Here is an 18318-nt window from a genome sequence, read left to right as displayed (position 1 = left end):
CCCCGGTGAGACCGGTCACCGGTGGTGATCGTGATCGTCGGTCACCGGATGGTGATCGTGATCGTCGACCCCTTGGGCGCCTCGTCGCCGCCCTCCACCGACTGCTTCTTCACGTTGTCGCCGAACAGCCCGAGCAGCCCGCGGTCCTCCTCGACCTCGAAGCCGGCGCCCTCCAGGGCCTGGTGGGCGTCGTCCACACTGTCGCCGACCACGTCCGGGACCTCGACCATCTCCGGGCCCTTGGACAGCGTCAGCGTCACCGTGTCGCCCTCGGCGGCCTGGCGTCCCTCACCGGGGCTCTGCGCGGCGACCTCGCCCTTGTCGTACTCGGAGTTGATCCGCTCCTCGGCCACCTTCACCTTCAGCCCGGCGTCCGTCAGCTCCTGCCTGGCACTGTCCAGGTCGTAGCCGGTGACGTCCGGCACGTCGACCGGGCTGCCCTTGCTGACGATCAGCGCGATCGCCGAGCCCGCGTGCCGCTCGGTGCCCGCCTCGGGTGTCGTACCGATCACCGAGCCCCGGGGGACGTCGTCGCTGAACGCGCGGGTGACCATGCCCGGCTCCAGGCCGTCCGCCTTCAGCCGCGCCCGCGCCTTCGCGAGCGACTGCCCGGCCACGTTCGGCACGTTCACCGTCTCCGGTCCCAGCGACACGGTCAGCGTCACCGAGTCGTGGTCCCGGATGCGCGCGCCGGGCGCCGGGTCGCTGCCGATCACCGTGCCGCGCTCGACCGTGTCGCTGTACGCGCGCTTGACCTGCCCGACGTCCAGCCCGGCCGCCTTCAGCCGCTCCTTCGCCTGGGCCTCCGTCTTCGCCAGCAGCGGCGGCACCTTGGTGAACTGGCCGGAGTTGATGTACCAGACACCGGCGCCCACGCCGAGCACCACCAGCACGGCCGCGATGACCGCCAGCACCGCGCGCGGGGGCCGCGCCGGGCGCCGACGGGGCGGCACGGGCGGGCTCTGGAAGCGGGCGGTGCGGTCGATGCCGTCCACGGGGGCGTCCGCGTCCTCGTGGACGGGCAGGGGGCGGGATGGGGGTCCCCCCGCGCGCCCCTCCGCGCGAGCGAAGCCGAGCGTGGGGGAGGTGAGCGCGCGCGGGATCACGCTCGTGCGGTCGTCGGCGTTGTCGTGCTCCGCGGTCAGCGCCTGCGGCGGCAGCGCGTCCAGCTGCTCGTCGGTCAGCGCGCGGCGGGCCTCACGCACCTGGGCGAGCAGGGCCACGGCGTCCTGCGGCCGGATGTCCGGGGTGCGCGCGGTGGCCGACGCGACCAGCTCGTCCAGCTCGTACGGCAGCCCGGGCACGAGCGCGGAGGGTGGCGGCACGTCCTCGTGGAGGTGCTTGTAGAGCACCTGGGCCGGGGAGTCCCCGGAGTGCGGCTTGGCACCCGTCAGCATCTCGTACAGCACCACACCGCACGCGTACACGTCGACGCGCGGGTCGGTGGTGCCCTGCTCGATCTGCTCCGGCGCGAGATAGGAGACGGTCCCGAGCACGGCACCCGTCGTGCTGGTCACCGTGTCCACGGAGCGCACCAGCCCGAAGTCGGCGACCTTGACCCGGCCGTCGTCGCCTATCAGCACGTTCTCGGGCTTCATGTCGCGGTGCACGAACCCGGCCCGGTGCGCGGCACCGAGCGCGGCGAGCACCGGCTCCAGGATGTCGAGCGCGGCCCGTGGCTGCACCGCGCCCCGCTCCCGCAGCACGTCCCGCAGGGTGCAGCCGGCGATGTACTCCATCGCCAGGTAGACGTACGACCCGTCGGTCCCCTGGTCGAAGACCTGCACCACGTTGGGGTGGTCGAGCCGGGCGACGGACTTCGCCTCCCGGATGAACCGCTCGACGAACGTCCCGTCGACCGCGAGCGTCGGGTGCATCACCTTCAGCGCGAGAACGCGGTCCAGGCGGGTGTCCAGGGCCCGGTAGACCGTGGCCATCCCACCGGCCGCGATCCGCGCGTCGACGCGGTACCGGCCGTCGAGCACCTGCCCGACGAGGGGGTCCTGAAGGGTCGTATCCACGAGAGGGGAGTCTACGAGGGAGCACCGACACGACCGCCCCGCCCACCGGCGTCGCGGCGGGACTGAAGCCGACCTGTGACGCGATGCACGCACCGCCCCGCAGCCGCCGATGGCGAGAACGCCCCACGGGAATGTCCGGCCTTCCGGTAGGCAGTAACGGGCGGGTGCGCGGGTGGGAGACCGAACGGGACTAGAACGCCGGTCGCTCGGGATCCAACCGAGCCAGCCCCTCCGCAGGAGACGACGCCTCAGCGAGATACCGCCGCGGAATCCGCCCGGCCAACCGAGCGAGCCGACCCCCCTCCACCGCGAGCTTCATGGCGGAAGCCATCAGTTCCGGCTCCTGCGCCCGCGTCACCGCCGAGGCGAGCATCACCCCCGCACACCCCAGCTCCATCGCCAGCGCCACATCCGACGCCGTACCGGCCCCCGCGTCCAGAATCACCGGCACACGCGCGTGCTCCACGATCAGCTGGAAGTTGTGGGGGTTGCGAATCCCCAGCCCGGACCCGATCGGCGACCCCAGCGGCATCACCGCGGCGCACCCCACGTCCTCCAGCTTCCGCGCCAGCACCGGATCGTCGTTCGTGTACGGCAGCACCGTGAACCCGTCGTCGACCAGCGTCTCCGCCGCCTCCAGCAGCTCCACCGGATCCGGCAGCAGCGTCCGCTCGTCGGCGATGACCTCCAGCTTGACCAGGTCCGTGCCCAACGCCTCCCGGGCCAGCCGGGCGGTCAGCACGGCCTCGCCGGCGGTGAAACAGCCGGCCGTGTTCGGCAGCACCCGGATGCCGAGCTTCTCCAGCACCGACAGCACCGAGCCGTGCACGGAGGGGTCCACCCGGCGCATCGCGACCGTGGTGAGTTCCGTACCGGAGGCGACCAGCGCCCGCTCCAGCACGTCCAGGCTGGGCGCCCCGCCCGTGCCCATGATCAGCCGCGAGGAGAAGGCCAGGTCACCGAGGACCAGGGGATCGTCGGCCATGGCTCAGCCTCCCTGTACGGCGGTGAGGACTTCGACCCGATCGCCGTCGGCGAGAGCGGTCGTCGCCCACTGCGCGCGCGGGACGACGGTCTCGTTGACGGCGGCGGCCACCCCGCGCGGGGCGGCGGTGAGGGTCCGGACGAGAGTGTCGAGGGGGGTGCCCGGGTCGATCTCCCGGCGCTCCCCGTTGACGGAAATCATGACCGGGCTGTTCATGCGGGCTGCTCCAGCTCTTCCATCGTCTCCCTGAGCGCGGCGCTTTTCCTGGGCGCGGCGTCTTCCCTGGGCGCGCCGCCGAAGCGCCGCGGCGTGAACGGACGGGCCTCCTCGGGAAGCTCACCGGTGACCAGGGCGTGCGCCAGCACGTCCCCGGTGACCGGCGTGAGCAGCACGCCGTTGCGGTAGTGCCCGGTGGCCAGCAGCAGCCCGGCCAGGCCGGACGGGCCGAGCAGCGGCGCGTTGTCGGGGGAGCCGGGGCGCAGCCCGGCCCGGGTCTCGGTGAGCGGCAGCTCCGTGATGCCGGGCACCAGCTCGTGCGCGTCGCGCAGCAGCTCGTACACGCCCCCGGCGGTGACCGTCGTGTCCCAGCCCAGCTCCTCGCTGGTGGCGCCGACGACCAGTTCGCCGTTCTCCCGGGGCACCAGATAGACATGGCTGCCCCGCACCACGGCCCGCACGGTCCGGCTCAGGAACGGCGCGTACCGGCGCGGCACGGTCAGCCGCAGCACCTGCCCCTTCACCGGCCGCACCGGCGGGAGCAGCTCGTCAGGGACGCCCGCGAGACGCCCGCTGAGGCTGCCGCCCGCCAGCACCACCTGCTCGGCGCGCAGCCCGGTGCCGTCCGCCGTGGTCACCCCGGTGGCCCGGTCCCGTACCACGTCCAGCCGCTCCGCCCACGCGCGGTGGAACACCACACCGGCCCGTTCGCACGCGGCCACCAGGGCCGCCGCCAGCCGGCGCGGGTCGATCTGGTGGTCGCCGTCGACCCGCAGCCCGCCCCGCACCCCGGGCGCGAGCATCGGCTCCAGGCGCCGGCACTCCCGCCCCGACAGCCATTCCGAGGCGAGGCCCGAGCGCTGCTGGAGCGCGTGCAGGTCGCGCAGGTCGGCGCGGTCGTCGGCGTCCAGCGCGACGGCGAGGGTGCCGCAGCGGCGGTAGCCGAGGTCGTGGCCGGTCACTTCGGTCAGCTCGGCCGCGAAGGCGGGGTAGCGGCGGGCCGACTCCAGGTTCAGGGCGAGCAGGGTCTCCTCGCCGTAGTGCAGTTCGGTGACCGCGGCGAGCATCCCGGCCGCGACCTGCGCGGCCCCGCCGCCGGGCTCGGGGTCCACGACGGCCGTGGCGAGCCCGCGCTGCGCCGCGCGCCAGGCCGTGACCAGGCCGATGATTCCGCCCCCGATGACGAGGACGTCGGACGTACGTGACGACATGGGCGTCCAGCCCCTCCCTTCGCCGGCATGACCCGGATCAGGTTCGTACGGTCGGAGGCCGCCAGCCTCCCTCTCAGCCCGGTGCGTCCGGGCTCCCGCGAGTGCTTGTACGGTGGCCACCCTAGCCCGCCGTCCTCCTCACCCGTAAGGGAGCCCCGTTCCATGGCCCGGTCGCTCGACGGACTGATCCTCGCCCCCGTGGCGGACCAAGCCCCAGGTCAGGTGGGCACCCGCACCCGGTTCGCGTACCACGAGAAGGACGGCGAGATCTGGGCCGAGTACGCGGGCGGTGACGTCGTGCGCGGCCATCTGGTCGGCACCCGCGAGGGTGACCGGCTGGACTTCCGGTACGTGCAGCTCAAGACCGACGGGACGACCTCCTCGGGGCACTGCGTGTCCACGGTCGTCGAGCTGGCGGACGGCCGGGTGCGCCTGGACGAGACTTGGAAGTGGGAGTCCCAGGCCGGCTCCGGCACGAGCGTGGTGGAGCAGGTCACCGAGCACGCCCCCTGACTGACAGATCGTCAATTGTCTATGGTGATCGGGTGAGCGAGCAGACAGCGCAAGAGGGCACCGCACCGGCGCGGCGCGTGGTCGTCGTCGGCGCGGGCATGGCCGGGGTGCAGACCGCGGTCGCCCTGCGGGAGCAGGGTTTCCGGGGCGATGTGACCATCATCGGCGCCGAACCGCACCAGCCGTACGACCGGCCGCCGCTGTCGAAGGCGGTCCTGCTCGGCAAGGCCGAGGACTCCGCCTTCGAGGTGGATTTCGAGTCCCTCGGGGTCGAGCTGCGGCTCGGCTGCGAGGTGTACGGCGTGCGCCCCGCCGAGCGTGAGCTGGACACCGAGACGGGCCCGGTGCCGTACGACGTCCTGGTCCTCGCCACCGGCGCCGAGCCGATCCGGCTGCCCGGCACCGAGGGCGTGCCCGGTGTGCATCTGCTGCGCACCCTGGACGACGCCGAACGGCTGCGGCCCGTGCTCGCCCGGCAGCACGACATCGTGGTCGTGGGCGCCGGCTGGATCGGCGCCGAGTTCGCCACCGCCGCCCGCGAGGCCGGCTGCGCGGTGACCGTCGTGGAGGCCGCCGACCGTCCGCTCGCCGGCGCCCTGCCCGCCGAGGTCACCGCGCCCATGGCCGCCTGGTACGCCGAGGCGGGCGCGGAGTTGCGCACCCACGCGCGCGTGGAGCGCGTCGAGCCCGGCGAGGTGGTGCTCGCCGACGGCACCCGGCTGCCCGCGGGCGCCGTCGTCGTCGGCATCGGCGCCCGCCCGGCCACCGGCTGGCTGGCCGGCTCCGGCATCGAGCTGGGCGCGCACGGCGAGGTCCTCGCCGACGCCCGCCTGCGCACCTCCGTGCCGAACGTGTACGCCGTCGGCGACTGCGCCTCCTTCCCGTCGGCCCGCTACGGCGAACGGCTCCTCGTCCACCACTGGGACAACGCCCTCCAGGGCCCGCGCACGGTCGCCGCGAACATCCTGGGCGAGAACCCGGCGGTCTACGACCCGGTGCCGTACTTCTGGTCCGAGCAGTTCGGCCGCTTCGTCCAGTACGCCGGCCACCACGCCGCGGCCGACCGCCTGGTCCGGCGCGGCGACCCGGCGGGCCCGTCCTGGACGGTCTGCTGGCTCCGCGAGCACCGCCTGGTGGCCCTCCTGGCCGTCGGCCGCCCCCGCGACCTGGCCCAGGGCCGCCGCCTGATCGAGGCGGGCCGGCGGATGGACCCCGAGGCACTGTCCGACCCGGCTCGGCCCCTGAAGGACGCCACGGCTGACTAGCACATCCTCCCGCCTGGACCTGCCTGGCTTCCGACTGTCAGTGGGGGATGGCAGGCTAGGAAACGTGACCGAGATTGACGCAAAGATTGATGCTCTCGTCCCCGCCTGGCTCACCCTGCCCGACATCGCCGACATGCTCGGTGTCGAGGTGACGCGTGTCCGGCAGCTGGTCAAGGAGGGCCAGCTCATCGCCGTACGCCGTGGTGAGAACCGGGCGCTGCACGTCCCCGCCGCCTTCATCGACGGGGACAAGGTCGTCAAGGGCCTGTCCGGGACCCTGACGCTCCTGCGGGACGACGGCTTCACGGTCGAAGAGATGATCGAGTGGCTCTTCACCCCCGACCCGACCCTGCCCGGCACCCCCGCGCAGGCCCTGAGCGAGAATCGCGGCACGGAGGTGAAGCGCCGCGCCCAGGCGCTCGCCGTCTGAGCCGATCCGCACCAGGCAGGTGGCGTGCGGGCCGGACGCCCGTACGCCACCGCGCACAGCCGTCAGGGACACCGACCACGGGGGGACCCACGCATGTCCGACACCGCCCGCGCCGCGCTCGCCGACGCCCGCCTGTACCTCTGCACGGACGCCCGCAAGCGCCAGGGCGACCTGCCCGAGTTCCTGGACGCGGTCCTGGCCGGCGGTGTCGACATCGTGCAGCTGCGCGACAAGGGCATGGAGGCCGCCGAGGAGCTGGAGCACCTGGAGGTCTTCGCCGACGCCTGCGCCCGGCACGGCAGGCTGCTCGCGGTCAACGACCGGGCCGATGTGGCCCACGCCGCCCGCGCCGACGTGCTCCACCTCGGCCAGGGTGATCTCCCGGTGCCCGCGGCCAGGGCGATCCTCGGCGACCGGGTGCTGATCGGCCGCTCCACGCACGCCGAGGCGGAGGCCGCCGCTGCCGCCGTCCAGGAGGGCGTGGACTACTTCTGCACCGGCCCCTGCTGGCCCACCCCCACCAAGCCCGGCCGCCACGCCCCCGGCCTGGACCTGGTCCGGTACGCGGCGGACCTCGGCACCGACCGCCCCTGGTTCGCCATCGGAGGCATCGACCTGGGCACCCTGGACCAGGTGCTGGAGGCGGGTGCCCGCCGGGTGGTCGTGGTCCGCGCGATCACCGAGGCGGACGACCCGGGCGCGGCGGCGACGGAGTTCGCGAAGCGGCTGCGGGACGCCCGCTAGCGCGGTTCTGTCCACCTGCTGGACAGGAAGGCGACAAATCGGGCAAATTCCCGACGTTCGGTTGGGGGACCGTCCACCCCTGGCTAACCTGCCGGTATGGCCCTCGGAACCGCATCCACCAGGACTGATCGCGCACGCACCGTGCGCGACATCCTCGCCACCGGCAAGACGACGTACTCGTTCGAGTTCTCGGCGCCGAAGACCCCCAAGGGCGAGCGGAACCTGTGGAGCGCGCTCCGGCGGGTCGAGGCGGTCGCGCCCGACTTCGTCTCCGTGACCTACGGCGCCGGCGGTTCCACCCGCGCGGGCACGGTCAAGGAGACCCAGCAGATCGTCGCGGACACCACGCTGACCCCGGTCGCCCACCTCACCGCGGTCGACCACTCCATCGCCGAGCTGCGCAACATCATCGGCCAGTACGCGGACGCCGGCATCCGCAACATGCTCGCCGTGCGCGGCGACCCGCCCGGCGACCCGATGGGCGAGTGGGTGCCGCACCCCCGGGGCCTGACCTACGCGGCCGAACTCGTCCGGCTCATCAAGGAGTCGGGCGACTTCTGCGTGGGCGTCGCCGCGTTCCCGGAGATGCACCCGCGCTCCGCGGACTGGGACGCCGACGTCGCCCACTTCGTGGACAAGTGCCGTGCGGGCGCCGACTACGCCATCACACAGATGTTCTTCCAGCCGGAGTCGTATCTGCGCCTGCGCGACCGCGTGGCGACCGCGGGCTGTGACACCCCGGTCATCCCGGAAGTCCTGCCGGTCACCAGTGTGAAGATGCTGGAACGGTTGCCGAAGCTCAGCAACGCCCGTGTCCCGGACGCCCTGAAAGAGCGGATCCTCACAGCGAAGGACGATCCGGCGGCGGTACGCTCCATCGGTATCGAGTTCGCCACGGAGTTCTGCGCGCGGCTGCTGGCCGAGGGAGTGCCCGGACTGCACTTCATCACGCTCAACAACTCCACGGCGACCCTGGAAATCTACGAGAACCTGGGCCTGCACCACCCCCCGCAGGCCTAGACCGGCCGCACCGCGATACGACACACTGCGTAGCGGTTACTGGGAGAGGGGCGTACATGGGCTGGACGGTCCTCTACATCGCGTTCGGCGTCGTCGCGCTGTGGTTGCTGGGCGAGGTACTGCTGCAGTACAAGGCGCGGCTGCGCTGGCGTCTCCTCGCCTTCGGCGGCTTCCTCGGCGTCGTGGTGGGTGTGCTGATGCCGTCCGTCATCGTGATCGGGCTGGGCGCGATCGCCTTCGCGATCGGCCAGACCTACGTCACGCTGTCGTTCCGGCGCGGCTTCGCCTCCGGCTGGGCGGTCAAGCGGCCCGGCCCCGAGGCCGTGGGCGGCAGCAAGCGGCGCCGCGGCCGGGCGGACCGGCACGAGCCGGACCCGCAGGGTCCCGACGCCGAGTTCGGCCGGGCGGCCGACGACCACGACCCCGAGCACGGGCCTTACGGCCAGGCGCACGGCGACTACGACGACTACGACCGCGACGACGTCTTCACCCCGGCCGCCGCCCGCACGGCCGAACCCACCGCCGCCGAGGCCACCGCCGTCTACGAGCCGCAGCCGCTCCCCGACGACACCGGCAACTACGGCGTCTACGGCGACCCCGCGCACGCGCACACCGCCCAGCAGAGCGACCAGCAGAGCTACGCCTACGACTACTCCGGTTACGCCCAGCAGGGATACGGCTACGACAGCGCGGCCCAGCAGGGCTATGCCAACTACTCCGACCCGTACATCGGCAGCCAGTCCTACGGCTCCTACGACCAGGGCTACGGCCAGCAGTACGGGCAGCAGCAGGGCTACGCGCAGGACACGTACGCCACCGGCGGTTACGGCGAGACCCCGGCCGGCGGGGTGTGGGTGCCGCAGCAGCGCACCGACGAGGCCTACGGCGGCGAACTCCCGCAGGAGCAGCCGTACCCGCACCAGCAGGGCGGGCAGCAGCCGCAGCCCGGCGCCGGGTACGACGAGCAGTACCGCTTCTGAGGGCCGGGGCCGGGGCCCGGGTTCCGGCTCACCCGTTCACGGGCAGCCTGGGAGCCCGCCCGGCGGGAGCCCGTGCACTGCGGGGCCCGGCCGGCGCGGGCGCGCCGTTCACCGCGGCCCGTTCACCGCGAGCCGCGGAACTCCGGGCCCTCCACGATCAGTCCGGCCACCAGCGCGCCCGACATGCCGGCGTGCGGGAGGCCGCCGCCCGGGTGGGACCAGCCGCCGACCGCGAACAGGCCCGGTACCGCCGTGGAGTTGGCCGGGTGCAGCACCCCCTCCGGCGCGGCCAGCGCGGGCGGCGGCACGGCACCGCCCACGGCGCCCGTCTCCCGCTCGGTGTCCAGCGGGGTGCGGACCTCCCGCCACAGCACCCGCTCACGCAGCCCCGGCACGGCCCGCTCGGCGGCGGCGACCATCCGGTCCGCGAAGGTGTCGGCGGCACCGGGCGCCGCCCAGTCGTACTCCGTCGCCGACGGCACCGTCGCCGTCAGCACCACGCTCTCGTGCTCCCCGTCGGGGCACAGGGCCGGGTCGTCCGGCCGGTCCACGACGGTCGTCGGCAGGTCGGGCAGCACCCCGTGCCGGAACAGATCCAGATCGCCGTCGCCGTCGGCCGCGTGCACCACCGTGCGGTGCACCGCGCCGGGCTCCCGCGCCCCGCGCAGCGCCAGGCACACGACCACCCGGCCCGGATACCGGTCCTCCGGCTCCGGCGGGACCGCCTCCGCCCCGTACACCTGCCGGCCCGTCAGGCCACGCAGTCTCCAAGGTCCCTGGCCGACCACGAAGTCAGCCTCGGCCACCGTACCGTCGCCCAGCTCCACCCCGGCCGCGCGGCCGTCCTTCTCCAGGATGCGGGTGACCTCGGCGCCGAACACGAACTCGACCCGCCGTTTGCGGCACCGCTCGTACACCGCGCGCGCCAGCTCCCGGACGCCGCCGCGCACGTACCAGGTGCCGAAGGCGTGCTCCATGTAGGGCAGCACGGCCGCGCTCGCCGGGGCGATGCCCGGGTCGACGCCGTACGCGAGCGCGTAGCCGTCCAGCAGCTGTGCCAGCCGGGGATCGCGCAGTTCCCACTTGCCGATCTCGAACAGCTTGACCACGCGCCGCCTGCTCAGCAACCGCTTGTACGTGCTGCCCGGATACGGCTCCTTGTCGGCCAGCACCTGCCAGTTGGGCCACAGCGGCTCCTCCAGCAGCGGCCGGCGGGTGCGGTCCCAGGCCTCGCGGGCCCGCACCAGGAAGTCGCCCCAGCGCTCGCCCGCCCCCGCGCCCAGCGCCTCGTCCAGAGCCGCGACGACGCCCGCGCGGGAGGCGTTGGGCAGGGACACCTCCGTGCCGTCCGCGAAGACGTGCCGCGACGACGGGTCGACCTGGACCAGTTCGACGCAGTCCTCCAGCGGTTCCTTGCCGGTCTTGACGAACAGGTCGCGGTACACGGCGGGCAGCGTCAGCAGTCCCGGGCCCGTGTCGAAGCGGAACCCGTCCCGCTCGAACCGGCGCACCGCACCGCCGTACGTCTCCGTCCGCTCGTACACCGTCACCCGGTGGCCCGCGACGGCCAGCCGGGCGGCAGCCGCCATCGCGCCCATCCCGGCGCCGATCACCGCAATCCGTGCCATGCCCGCGACTTTATCGACCACCACTGACAACCCGGCCGCCGGGCGGCTCCGACGCAGGTCAGCGGGACCGTGAGGCGAGGCGCCGCTCCTCCCGGCGCTGGGCCCGGCGGCGCAGGAAGCGGCGGATGCGCGAGACGAGGAACAGCAGGGTCAGCAGCCCGCCGGCCAGCAGGACGGCCGCGATGATCGCCGCCGCCTCCGGATGGAAGACCGCGAACGTGACGACGCCGCCGACCCCGAGATCCTCGGCGAGGCTCAGCGCGATGTTGCTGAACGGCTCGGGCGAGGTGTTGACCGCCATCCGCGTCCCGGCCTTCACGGCATGGCTGGCCAGCGCCGTCGAACCGCCGATCAGGCCGGCCGCCACGTCGGAGAGCGAGCCGCTCTGCCCGGCGAGCAGCGCCCCGACCCAGGCACCGGCGAGCGGACGGACCACCGTGTGCACGGAGTCCCACAGCGAGTCGACGTAGGGGATCTTGTCCGCGACGGCCTCGCACAGGAACAGCACGCCCGCGACGATCAGCACCTCGGGGCGCTGCAACGTCTGCGGGACGTCGTCGGCGACCCCCGTCGCGCCGAAGAGACCGAGCAGCAGCACCACCGCGTAGGCGTTGATGCCGCTGGCCCAGCCGCTCGTGAAGACCAGAGGGAGTACGGACACGGACGCGATCGTAGCCAGGCGGCGGAGCACAGGCGTGGGCACGCGCGCGGACGGCTGAGTACGCGTACTCAGACGGCCAGATGAGTACGCGCGCGGATGGGCCGGGACCTGTGCGAACGGGAGAGTGGAGGCACGGCAGAGGGGCGCGGCCCGGCACCGCCGACACGGGGCGGCGGAACGGCGCCCGCCCCTGGCCGCTCCTTCCGCCGATCCGTCGGCGGAAGCGAGACACGGGGGCCTCGGGGGAAGACCACCACGGGGGTCCGCGACGGGGGAGCCCGTACGGGGGAGTACGGGAGGGAAGTACGGGGGAGCAACGGGGGAACCACCGGGAGGAACGGGGGAGCACGGGGGAATCCCGGTGGCGGCACGGGGGAAGGGGAAGGCGCCGGTCCACAGCGGACCGGCGCCTTCCGCGTACGCCTCTCGGACCGTGTGCGCCCTCCCGGGGTACGCCTCTCGGACCGTGTGTTCCTCTCAGGCCGGCTGCACCGCTCAGACCCTGCCGCTGACCCGCCCCTGGAGCAGCCGGGACAGGGCCGCGTGGACGTCGTCCAGGGAGCGCTCCGGCTGGAACGACTTCCAGTCCAGCGCGGCCACCAGGACCATGCCGACCAGCGCCGCCGCCGTCAGCTGGACATCGATCTCGTCGCTGAACTCGCCGGCCGCCACGCCCTCGCGCAGCACCCCCTCCACCACCGCGACCGCCTCCTGCCGCACCACCATCAGGGTGGACTGCCAAGCCCGGTTGGTGCGCCACAGCTCGGCGACGTACAGCTGGGTGAACGCCGGGTAGCGGTCGATGAAGACCAGGCCCGCGCGGATCATCGCGTCCAGCGCGTCCACCTTGCTGCCGCCCGCGCGTGCCGTCCCCTCGGCGGCCTCCTTCAGGGAGGCGGTGAGCAGGCCGACGCCGTGCCTCAGCAACTCCTCGAAGAGAACGGACTTGCTCGCGAAGTTGTAGTAGACCGTGCCCTTCGCGACCCCGGCCCGCTCGGCGATCTCGTCCACCGTGGTCGCGGAGAAGCCCTGCTCGGCGATGAGCGTGACGGCCGCCTCGTAGAGCTTCTGCCGGGTGGCCTCGCGGCGCGTGCTGCCGCCGGCCCTGGCGCTGCTGCTTTCCATGGCCCCGATTCTCACAGGTACGCGCGCGTGCGGGCGCTCGCCCTGGATCACAGGCTCAGCTCCGGGTGCAGCCGGTCCAGGGTCCACACCTGGCGGCGGCGGGCCGCGAGGGCCGTCAGCGCGAGGGCGCCGGCGGTGAACGCGGCGAGCACACCGCACGCCAGCCACACCGGGCCGAGCCCGCCACCCGTGATCAGCCGGCGCAGCGCCTCCACGATGTAGCTCATCGGCAGGAACGGGTGGATCGCGTTGAAGAAGCCCGGGCTGGTCTGGACGGGGTAGGTGCCGCCCGCCGAGGTCAGCTGGAGCATCAGCAGCGCCAGCACGAGGATTCGCCCGGCGGCGCCGAAGCGGGCGTTCAGCCACTGAACGATCGCCGCGAAGCAGGCCGTGACCAGGCACAGGAAGCCGATCGTGCCGGCCGCCCGCAGCATCTGGAGCCCGACCGCCCAGTGCAGCACGGCCATCAGGGCGGCCACCTGGAGCACACCCACCGCGACCACCGGCAGCCAGCCGGCGAACGCGATCCGCCAGGCGGACGCGCCGGCCGCCAGGGCGCGCCGGTTGAGCGGCGGTATCAGCATGTAGGCCACCATCGCGCCGACCCAGAGCGACAGCGGGATGAAGTAGGGGGCGAAACCGGTGCCGTAGTTCGGCGCCTTGTGCAGGTCGTGGGAGGCCAGCTGGACCGGGTCGGCCATCACGCCGGTGCGCCGGTCGCGGTCCTGCTTGTCGTAGTCCGGGATCTTCTTCGCGCCCGAGTGCAGCCCGCCGGCGAGCTTCCCCGAGCCGTCGGACAGCTTGTAGAGGCCGCCGTTGAGGGTCTCGGCGCCCGACTTCGCGGTGCCGATGCCCTTGTCCAGGGTGACCGCGCCGGTGTGGGCGGTGCCCAGTCCGGTGTGCAGCTTCTCGGCGCCGGCGGCGACCTTGTGCGCCCCGGTGTTCAGCTTGTCGATCTTCTTGACGGCGTCCTCGACGTCCTCGGACAGATGCGGTGCGCGCGCGGCGAGGGCGTCGGCCTGCTTCTGGAGCGTGCCGAGGTTGTCCCGCATCGTCTTGAGGTCGCCGTCCTGGTCCGCGATCAGCGTGTTGAGGTCGTCGGCGACGGTGGCCACCTCGGCGGCGGCCGTCCTGGCCCGCTTCAGTTCGGGGCAGGCCGGGTCGGGGATCGTCGCGCTCTCGCAGCGCGCCTTGTAGACCTCGTCCAGGACGGCGGAGGAGGCGTGCGCGGTCTTGGCGGCGCCCGGCGCGAGCTTCACCAGCACGTCGAGGTTGTCCTTGACGGCCTTGGCCGAGTCGGAGACCAGCCGGGCGGTGTCCCCGATGGTCTTCTCGTTGTGCTTCAGGAACGGGCCGGCCTCGGCGTAGACGCCGTCGACCTTGTCGGCGAGCGCCTGGGTGCCGTCGGCGACCTGCCGCGAACCCTCCTGGAGGTCGCCGGAGCCGGTGTCGAGCTTCTTCAGGCCCTTGGCCAGCTTGCCGCTGCCCCCCTTGGCGTCCTTCAGCCCGTCCGCGAGGTCCTTGGAGCCCTTCTCCGCCTTTCCGATCCCGCTGTTCAGCTTGTCGGCGCCCTGGGCGGCCGTGACGGTCTTGTCGTGGATGTCGGAGAAGGACACGAAGATCTTGTCCAGGAAGCTCCGGGAGGCCTTGGTGGACGCGGCCGAGCGCACCTCGTTGAAGACGGTGCGGGAGATCTGGCCGACGATGTAGTTGTTCGCGTCGTTGGTGCGCACCTGGAGGGCGCCGGTCTCCGGGGAGTCGCCCGAGCTGGACGCGATCCGGCTGCTGAAGCCGGCCGGCATGGTCAGCGACAGGTAGTAGGTGCCGTTTTCGACGCCCTCGCGGGCCTCGGCGTCGCTGACCTCGTGCCACTCGAAGGTCCGGCTGTCGCGCAGTCCGTCGACGATGTCGTCACCGGCGGTGATCTTCTTGCCGCCCGCCGTGGCGCCCTTGTCGTCGTTCACCAGGGCCACCGGGATGCGGTCCAGACGGCCGTACGGGTCCCAGAAGGACCACAGGTACAGGGCGCCGTAGAGCAGGGGCAGCACGAGCAGCGCGACGAGGGCGGCGCGCGGCAGCCTTCCGCGCCCGAAGCGCCTCAGCTCAAGCGCGGCCAGCCTCGGTGAGCGCATCACCGGCGTCCTCCTTCTCGGGCTCGGCGTTCTTCGGCTCGGTCTTCTTCGGCTCGGTCTTCTTCGGTTCCGTCCGCTTCTTCGGCTCGGTCGGCACGGTGACGCAGCCCTCGGGAGCGGTGCGGCACACGGCCACGACCGTCGTGCCCGCGCGCGTGAGGGACCGCAACAGGTCCCAGGTCTCGGCCCGTTCGGCGTCCGAGAGCTTCATGTCGAGGTCGTCCACCCCGAGCAGCCGGGGCCGGCCGAGCAGGGCCAGCGCGAGGGACAGGCGCAGCTCCTGCGGCCGTTCCAGGTCGCGTACGGCCGTCCGGGAGCCCTTCGGGAGCGTCTCCAGGTCGAGTCCGGCGGCGGCCAGGGCCGCGTCGACCCGCAGCCGCGCCTCGTACGTCCGCTGGGCGCGGGGGCGCAGCACCTGGCGCAGGGAGTCGCCGAACCGGCGCTGCAAAAGGGCCCGTTCACGCAGGTGCTCCCCGACGGTGAGGGCCGGTTCCAGGTCGGTCACGCCGGTCACGTTGGCCACCGCGCTGACGCGGCGCAGGGCCGCCATGTGACGGGGGAGTTTGAACCCGGCGACGGTGGCCACTCCTTCGGTGGGCTTCATCCGTCCCGTGAGCGCGAGCAGCAGACACGTGCGGCCGGAGCCGGACGGTCCCTCGATCGCGATCAGCGAGCCGGGCTCCGCGTCCAGGGTCACGCCGCGGAAGGCCCACCCCCGCGGCCCCTTGAGCCCGAGCCCCTCGGCCCTGACGTCGGCGCCGCCCGCGCCGCCCGCGCCGACGGTTCCGTCCGCACCGACCGTTCCGTGTGCGTCGACCGTTCCGTGTGCGTCGTCCACAAGCCCCCCTGCCGGCGTCGGCCGTAATTGAACTGACTGGTCAGTGCAAAAATACGCCCGAACCTACGATCGAGGCAAAAGCCCAGGTCAGAACGGATTGTCAGTGGCATACCTCACAATGGGCACATACGGCATTCGTGCCGTCACCCAGACGACAGGAGGTTCGTCATGGCCCACTCGTCCGCAGCCGCCGCCCGTCGGCGCCGCGCCACCGGCCCTGCCCCCTCACTGACCGGCCCGGCGAGCGACGTGCACCCCGTGCTCCGCCGGGCCACGGCCCCGCCCGCCGCCCTCGACCTGCTCGCCCAGGCCCGTGCCGGACTGGAGGAGGCCACCGTCCTGGACACACCGAACGAGCGCTACGCGACGGCCCACCTCGCCGCTCTGCGCACCGCCGCCGCCGTGCTCGCCGCCCGGGGCCGCCCCGAGACCTCCCCGCGCCGCCGGGCCCGTATCCGCAGCGCCTGGGAGGTGCTGCCCGAGATCGCCCCGGAGCTGACCGAGTGGAGCGCGCTGTTCGCCTCCGGCGCCGCGCGCCGCGCCCGCGCCGAGGCGGGCATCCAGGGGGCGGCCGGGCAGCGGGACGCCGACGACCTGATACGCGACGTGGAGATGTTCCTGCGCATCGTGGAGCGGATGCTCGTCCTCCAGCCGGTCCTGCCCCAGCCCCGTCTGAACGGCGACAGCGACAGTGGCAGTGACGGCGACGGCCACATCGGCGCCGGCACCCACACCGGCAGCGACACTGGTGGGGGCGGGGGCGGTCCGCGCAGGGGAGGCGGTCCGGGAGGTGGTCTGCCGGACGCGGGCTGACCGCGGACCACCCGGCCCGGGAGGCGTACGCGGTCGTCCGCTGTCGCGGTGACCAGGCGCGGCGTGGAGGCAATAGGGTGGACTTCGCCTGAAGTCCCGCCCCGCCGAGGAGTCAACTGCCGTGTCGGACCCGATGCGCCCGCCCGTCTCCCACCACCACCCTCAGACGACGTCGCTGCGCTCCGACCCCTCCCGTCCTCGCGCCTCTCTCCGTACCGCCGTGGTCTGGGAGGTCCTTCAGGACGCCCTCGACCGCCGGGTCAAGGCCACGGGCCGGGACACGCTGGACGTCCTCGACACCGGGGGCGGCAGCGGCAGGTTCGCCGTGCCCCTCGCCCGCCTCGGCCACCGCGTCACCGTGGTCGACCCCAGCCCCAACGCCCTGTTCGCCCTGGAGCGCCGCGCAGCCGAGGCCGGTGTCGCCGACCGGGTCAAGGGCGTCCAGGGCGACGCGCACGGCCTGTTCGACGTGGTCGAGCGCGGCGGGTACGACGCCGTCCTGTGCCATGGCGTCCTGGAGTACGTGGACGACCCGGCCGAGGGCATCCGCAACGCGGTCGCCGCGCTGCGTCCCCAGGGTGTCCTCAGCCTGCTCGCGGCCGGCCTCGGCGGAGCCGTGCTCGCCCGCGCCCTGGCCGGCCACTTCACCGAGGCCCGGCAGGCGCTCCAGGACCCCGACGGCCGCTGGGGCACCGGCGACCCGATGCCCCGCCGGTTCACGGCCGACCAGCTCACCGCGCTGGTCGAGGGCGCGGGCCTGCGGGTCGGCGCGGTGCACGGCGTGCGGGTCTTCGCCGACCTGGTGCCCGGGGTCCTCGTGGACACCGAGCCCGGTGCCCTCGACGCGTTGCTGAAGCTGGAGGCCGCGGCGGCCGAGCTGCCCGCGTTCCACTCCGTCGCCACCCAGCTCCATGTGCTCGGTGAGACCACGGGTACCGCCGAGATCTGAGCGCACCAGCGGCAGAAAAGCGCAACCTGGCGCCTGGGCGCACCGCCGGGACGAGCCGCTGATCAGCGCCTCGACCGCGGATGGAGTACGCCACAAGCCCCCCGATCGAGGGGTTTGCGCCGTATGATCGAGGTACACCGTCCGGCATGACGGGTCGGCCGCCGGGGAATGGAAGCCTCAGCGAGTCGGACGGCCATGACGGGCTCCGGTTGGCCAATTGGCGTAGAGGGGCGGGTTTCACGGGGGCGATTCCCTGCCTATCCTGAAGGGACCCCCCAGGTCGCCCCGGCGACTGCACGATGAGGAGGACTCCGTGCCGCTCTCTGAGCACGAGCAGCGAATGCTTGAGCAGATGGAGCGAGCGCTGTACGCCGAAGACCCCAAGTTCGCGTCGGCGCTTGAGGGAAGTGGGCTGCGGACGTACACCCGGCGGCGGGTCTACCAGGCGGTCGCAGGCTTCCTCGCGGGTATCGCGCTCCTCATGGCCGGAATGGTCGCGCAGCTGATCTGGGTCAGCGTGGTGGGTTTCCTCGTCATGCTGGGATGTGCCGTGCTCGCCGTCACCGGCTGGCGCAAGGCGCCGAAGCCCGGTGAGCAGCCCCCGGGCACCCCACGCCAGGCGCGGCCGAAGCGCTCCATGATGGACCGGATCGAGCAGCGCTGGCAGCGCCGCCGGGACGAACAGGGGCACTGACCGCTCCGCGCCTTCCGGCGCCGGGCAAGCAGACAGCCGGGCAAGCAGACATACGTGAGGGGCGGCCACCAGCCGGTGGCCGCCCCTCACGCG

Annotated in this window: 18 protein-coding genes and 1 riboswitch; of the genes, 9 read left to right on the top strand and 9 right to left on the bottom strand. The window is 73.2% G+C overall.

Features of this window, described 5'->3' with window-relative positions; translation table 11 throughout:
- Positions 1-41: 41 nt before the first annotated feature.
- The 4 genes from pknB to thiO all read right to left on the bottom strand — a co-directional run bounded on the left by pknB (position 42) and on the right by thiO (position 4433).
- A complete protein-coding gene (gene pknB / locus ACZ4WH_RS06815) occupies positions 42-2021 on the bottom strand; it encodes a Stk1 family PASTA domain-containing Ser/Thr kinase (protein WP_468177337.1) in 1980 nt (659 codons plus the stop codon).
- 190 nt (positions 2022-2211) lie between these two features.
- Entirely contained in the window at positions 2212-3006 is a 795-nt protein-coding gene (locus tag ACZ4WH_RS06810) for a thiazole synthase (RefSeq protein ID WP_468177335.1), read from the bottom strand.
- Between the two features lie 3 nt (positions 3007-3009).
- The gene (gene thiS, locus ACZ4WH_RS06805; protein ID WP_468177333.1) at positions 3010-3222 is read right to left on the bottom strand and encodes a sulfur carrier protein ThiS; all 213 of its coding nucleotides are present in this window, start codon (positions 3220-3222) and stop codon (positions 3010-3012) included.
- Positions 3219-4433, bottom strand: coding sequence for a glycine oxidase ThiO (gene thiO / locus ACZ4WH_RS06800; RefSeq protein WP_468177331.1), 1215 nt, complete (start codon positions 4431-4433; stop codon positions 3219-3221). Before thiO ends, thiS begins: the two co-directional genes overlap by 4 nt.
- Positions 4431-4542: riboswitch (TPP riboswitch) on the bottom strand. (Overlaps the previous gene by 3 nt.)
- Positions 4543-4595: 53 nt before the next feature.
- Between thiO and ACZ4WH_RS06795 the strand changes: the two genes are divergently transcribed.
- From ACZ4WH_RS06795 to ACZ4WH_RS06770, 6 genes are all read left to right on the top strand, one after another.
- Complete coding sequence (locus ACZ4WH_RS06795) at positions 4596-4946, top strand: avidin-fold protein (RefSeq protein ID WP_468177329.1); 351 nt, start codon at positions 4596-4598, stop codon at positions 4944-4946.
- A 32-nt stretch (positions 4947-4978) separates the two neighbouring features.
- Positions 4979-6211, top strand: coding sequence for an NAD(P)/FAD-dependent oxidoreductase (locus ACZ4WH_RS06790; RefSeq protein WP_468177327.1), 1233 nt, complete (start codon positions 4979-4981; stop codon positions 6209-6211).
- A gap of 64 nt (positions 6212-6275) precedes the next feature.
- On the top strand, positions 6276-6641 hold the full coding sequence (locus ACZ4WH_RS06785; protein WP_058080226.1) for an Rv2175c family DNA-binding protein: 366 nt from the start codon (positions 6276-6278) through the stop codon (positions 6639-6641).
- A gap of 93 nt (positions 6642-6734) precedes the next feature.
- Positions 6735-7385 carry a thiamine phosphate synthase gene (gene thiE / locus ACZ4WH_RS06780; RefSeq protein ID WP_468177325.1) on the top strand — a complete coding sequence of 217 codons (651 nt, stop codon included), beginning with the start codon at positions 6735-6737 and terminating at the stop codon, positions 7383-7385.
- A 96-nt stretch (positions 7386-7481) separates the two neighbouring features.
- Positions 7482-8405, top strand: coding sequence for a methylenetetrahydrofolate reductase [NAD(P)H] (gene metF / locus ACZ4WH_RS06775; protein WP_468177323.1), 924 nt, complete (start codon positions 7482-7484; stop codon positions 8403-8405).
- 56 nt (positions 8406-8461) lie between these two features.
- Complete coding sequence (locus ACZ4WH_RS06770) at positions 8462-9385, top strand: SCO2102 family sporulation regulator (RefSeq protein WP_468177321.1); 924 nt, start codon at positions 8462-8464, stop codon at positions 9383-9385.
- 122 nt (positions 9386-9507) lie between these two features.
- Here the strand turns inward: ACZ4WH_RS06770 and ACZ4WH_RS06765 are convergent, their stop codons facing one another.
- The 5 genes from ACZ4WH_RS06765 to ACZ4WH_RS06745 all read right to left on the bottom strand — a co-directional run bounded on the left by ACZ4WH_RS06765 (position 9508) and on the right by ACZ4WH_RS06745 (position 15769).
- Complete coding sequence (locus ACZ4WH_RS06765) at positions 9508-11013, bottom strand: phytoene desaturase family protein (RefSeq protein ID WP_468177319.1); 1506 nt, start codon at positions 11011-11013, stop codon at positions 9508-9510.
- Positions 11014-11071: 58 nt separating this feature from the next.
- Positions 11072-11674 (bottom strand): DUF4126 domain-containing protein, encoded by a 603-nt coding sequence (locus ACZ4WH_RS06760; protein ID WP_468177317.1) that lies wholly within the window; start codon positions 11672-11674, stop codon positions 11072-11074.
- Positions 11675-12169: 495 nt separating this feature from the next.
- Complete coding sequence (locus ACZ4WH_RS06755) at positions 12170-12799, bottom strand: TetR/AcrR family transcriptional regulator (protein ID WP_468177315.1); 630 nt, start codon at positions 12797-12799, stop codon at positions 12170-12172.
- 47 nt (positions 12800-12846) lie between these two features.
- Entirely contained in the window at positions 12847-14931 is a 2085-nt protein-coding gene (locus tag ACZ4WH_RS06750) for a YhgE/Pip family protein (RefSeq protein ID WP_468177314.1), read from the bottom strand.
- Positions 14903-15769, bottom strand: coding sequence for an ATP-binding cassette domain-containing protein (locus ACZ4WH_RS06745; protein WP_468177312.1), 867 nt, complete (start codon positions 15767-15769; stop codon positions 14903-14905). The genes ACZ4WH_RS06750 and ACZ4WH_RS06745 overlap by 29 nt, the downstream gene beginning before the upstream one ends.
- Before the next feature lie 168 nt (positions 15770-15937).
- Between ACZ4WH_RS06745 and ACZ4WH_RS06740 the strand changes: the two genes are divergently transcribed.
- The 3 genes from ACZ4WH_RS06740 to ACZ4WH_RS06730 all read left to right on the top strand — a co-directional run bounded on the left by ACZ4WH_RS06740 (position 15938) and on the right by ACZ4WH_RS06730 (position 18225).
- The gene (locus ACZ4WH_RS06740; RefSeq protein WP_468177310.1) at positions 15938-16582 is read left to right on the top strand and encodes an SAV_6107 family HEPN domain-containing protein; all 645 of its coding nucleotides are present in this window, start codon (positions 15938-15940) and stop codon (positions 16580-16582) included.
- Positions 16583-16703: 121 nt separating this feature from the next.
- Positions 16704-17531 carry a class I SAM-dependent methyltransferase gene (locus ACZ4WH_RS06735; RefSeq protein ID WP_468177308.1) on the top strand — a complete coding sequence of 276 codons (828 nt, stop codon included), beginning with the start codon at positions 16704-16706 and terminating at the stop codon, positions 17529-17531.
- A 313-nt stretch (positions 17532-17844) separates the two neighbouring features.
- Positions 17845-18225: a DUF3040 domain-containing protein gene (locus ACZ4WH_RS06730; RefSeq protein WP_468177306.1), complete on the top strand. Its 381-nt coding sequence runs from the start codon at positions 17845-17847 to the stop codon at positions 18223-18225.
- Positions 18226-18318: the final 93 nt, after the last annotated feature.

It is taken from the genome of Streptomyces sp. NPDC029138, assembly GCF_055564375.1.
This window is presented reverse-complemented; position numbering and strand designations above follow the sequence as displayed.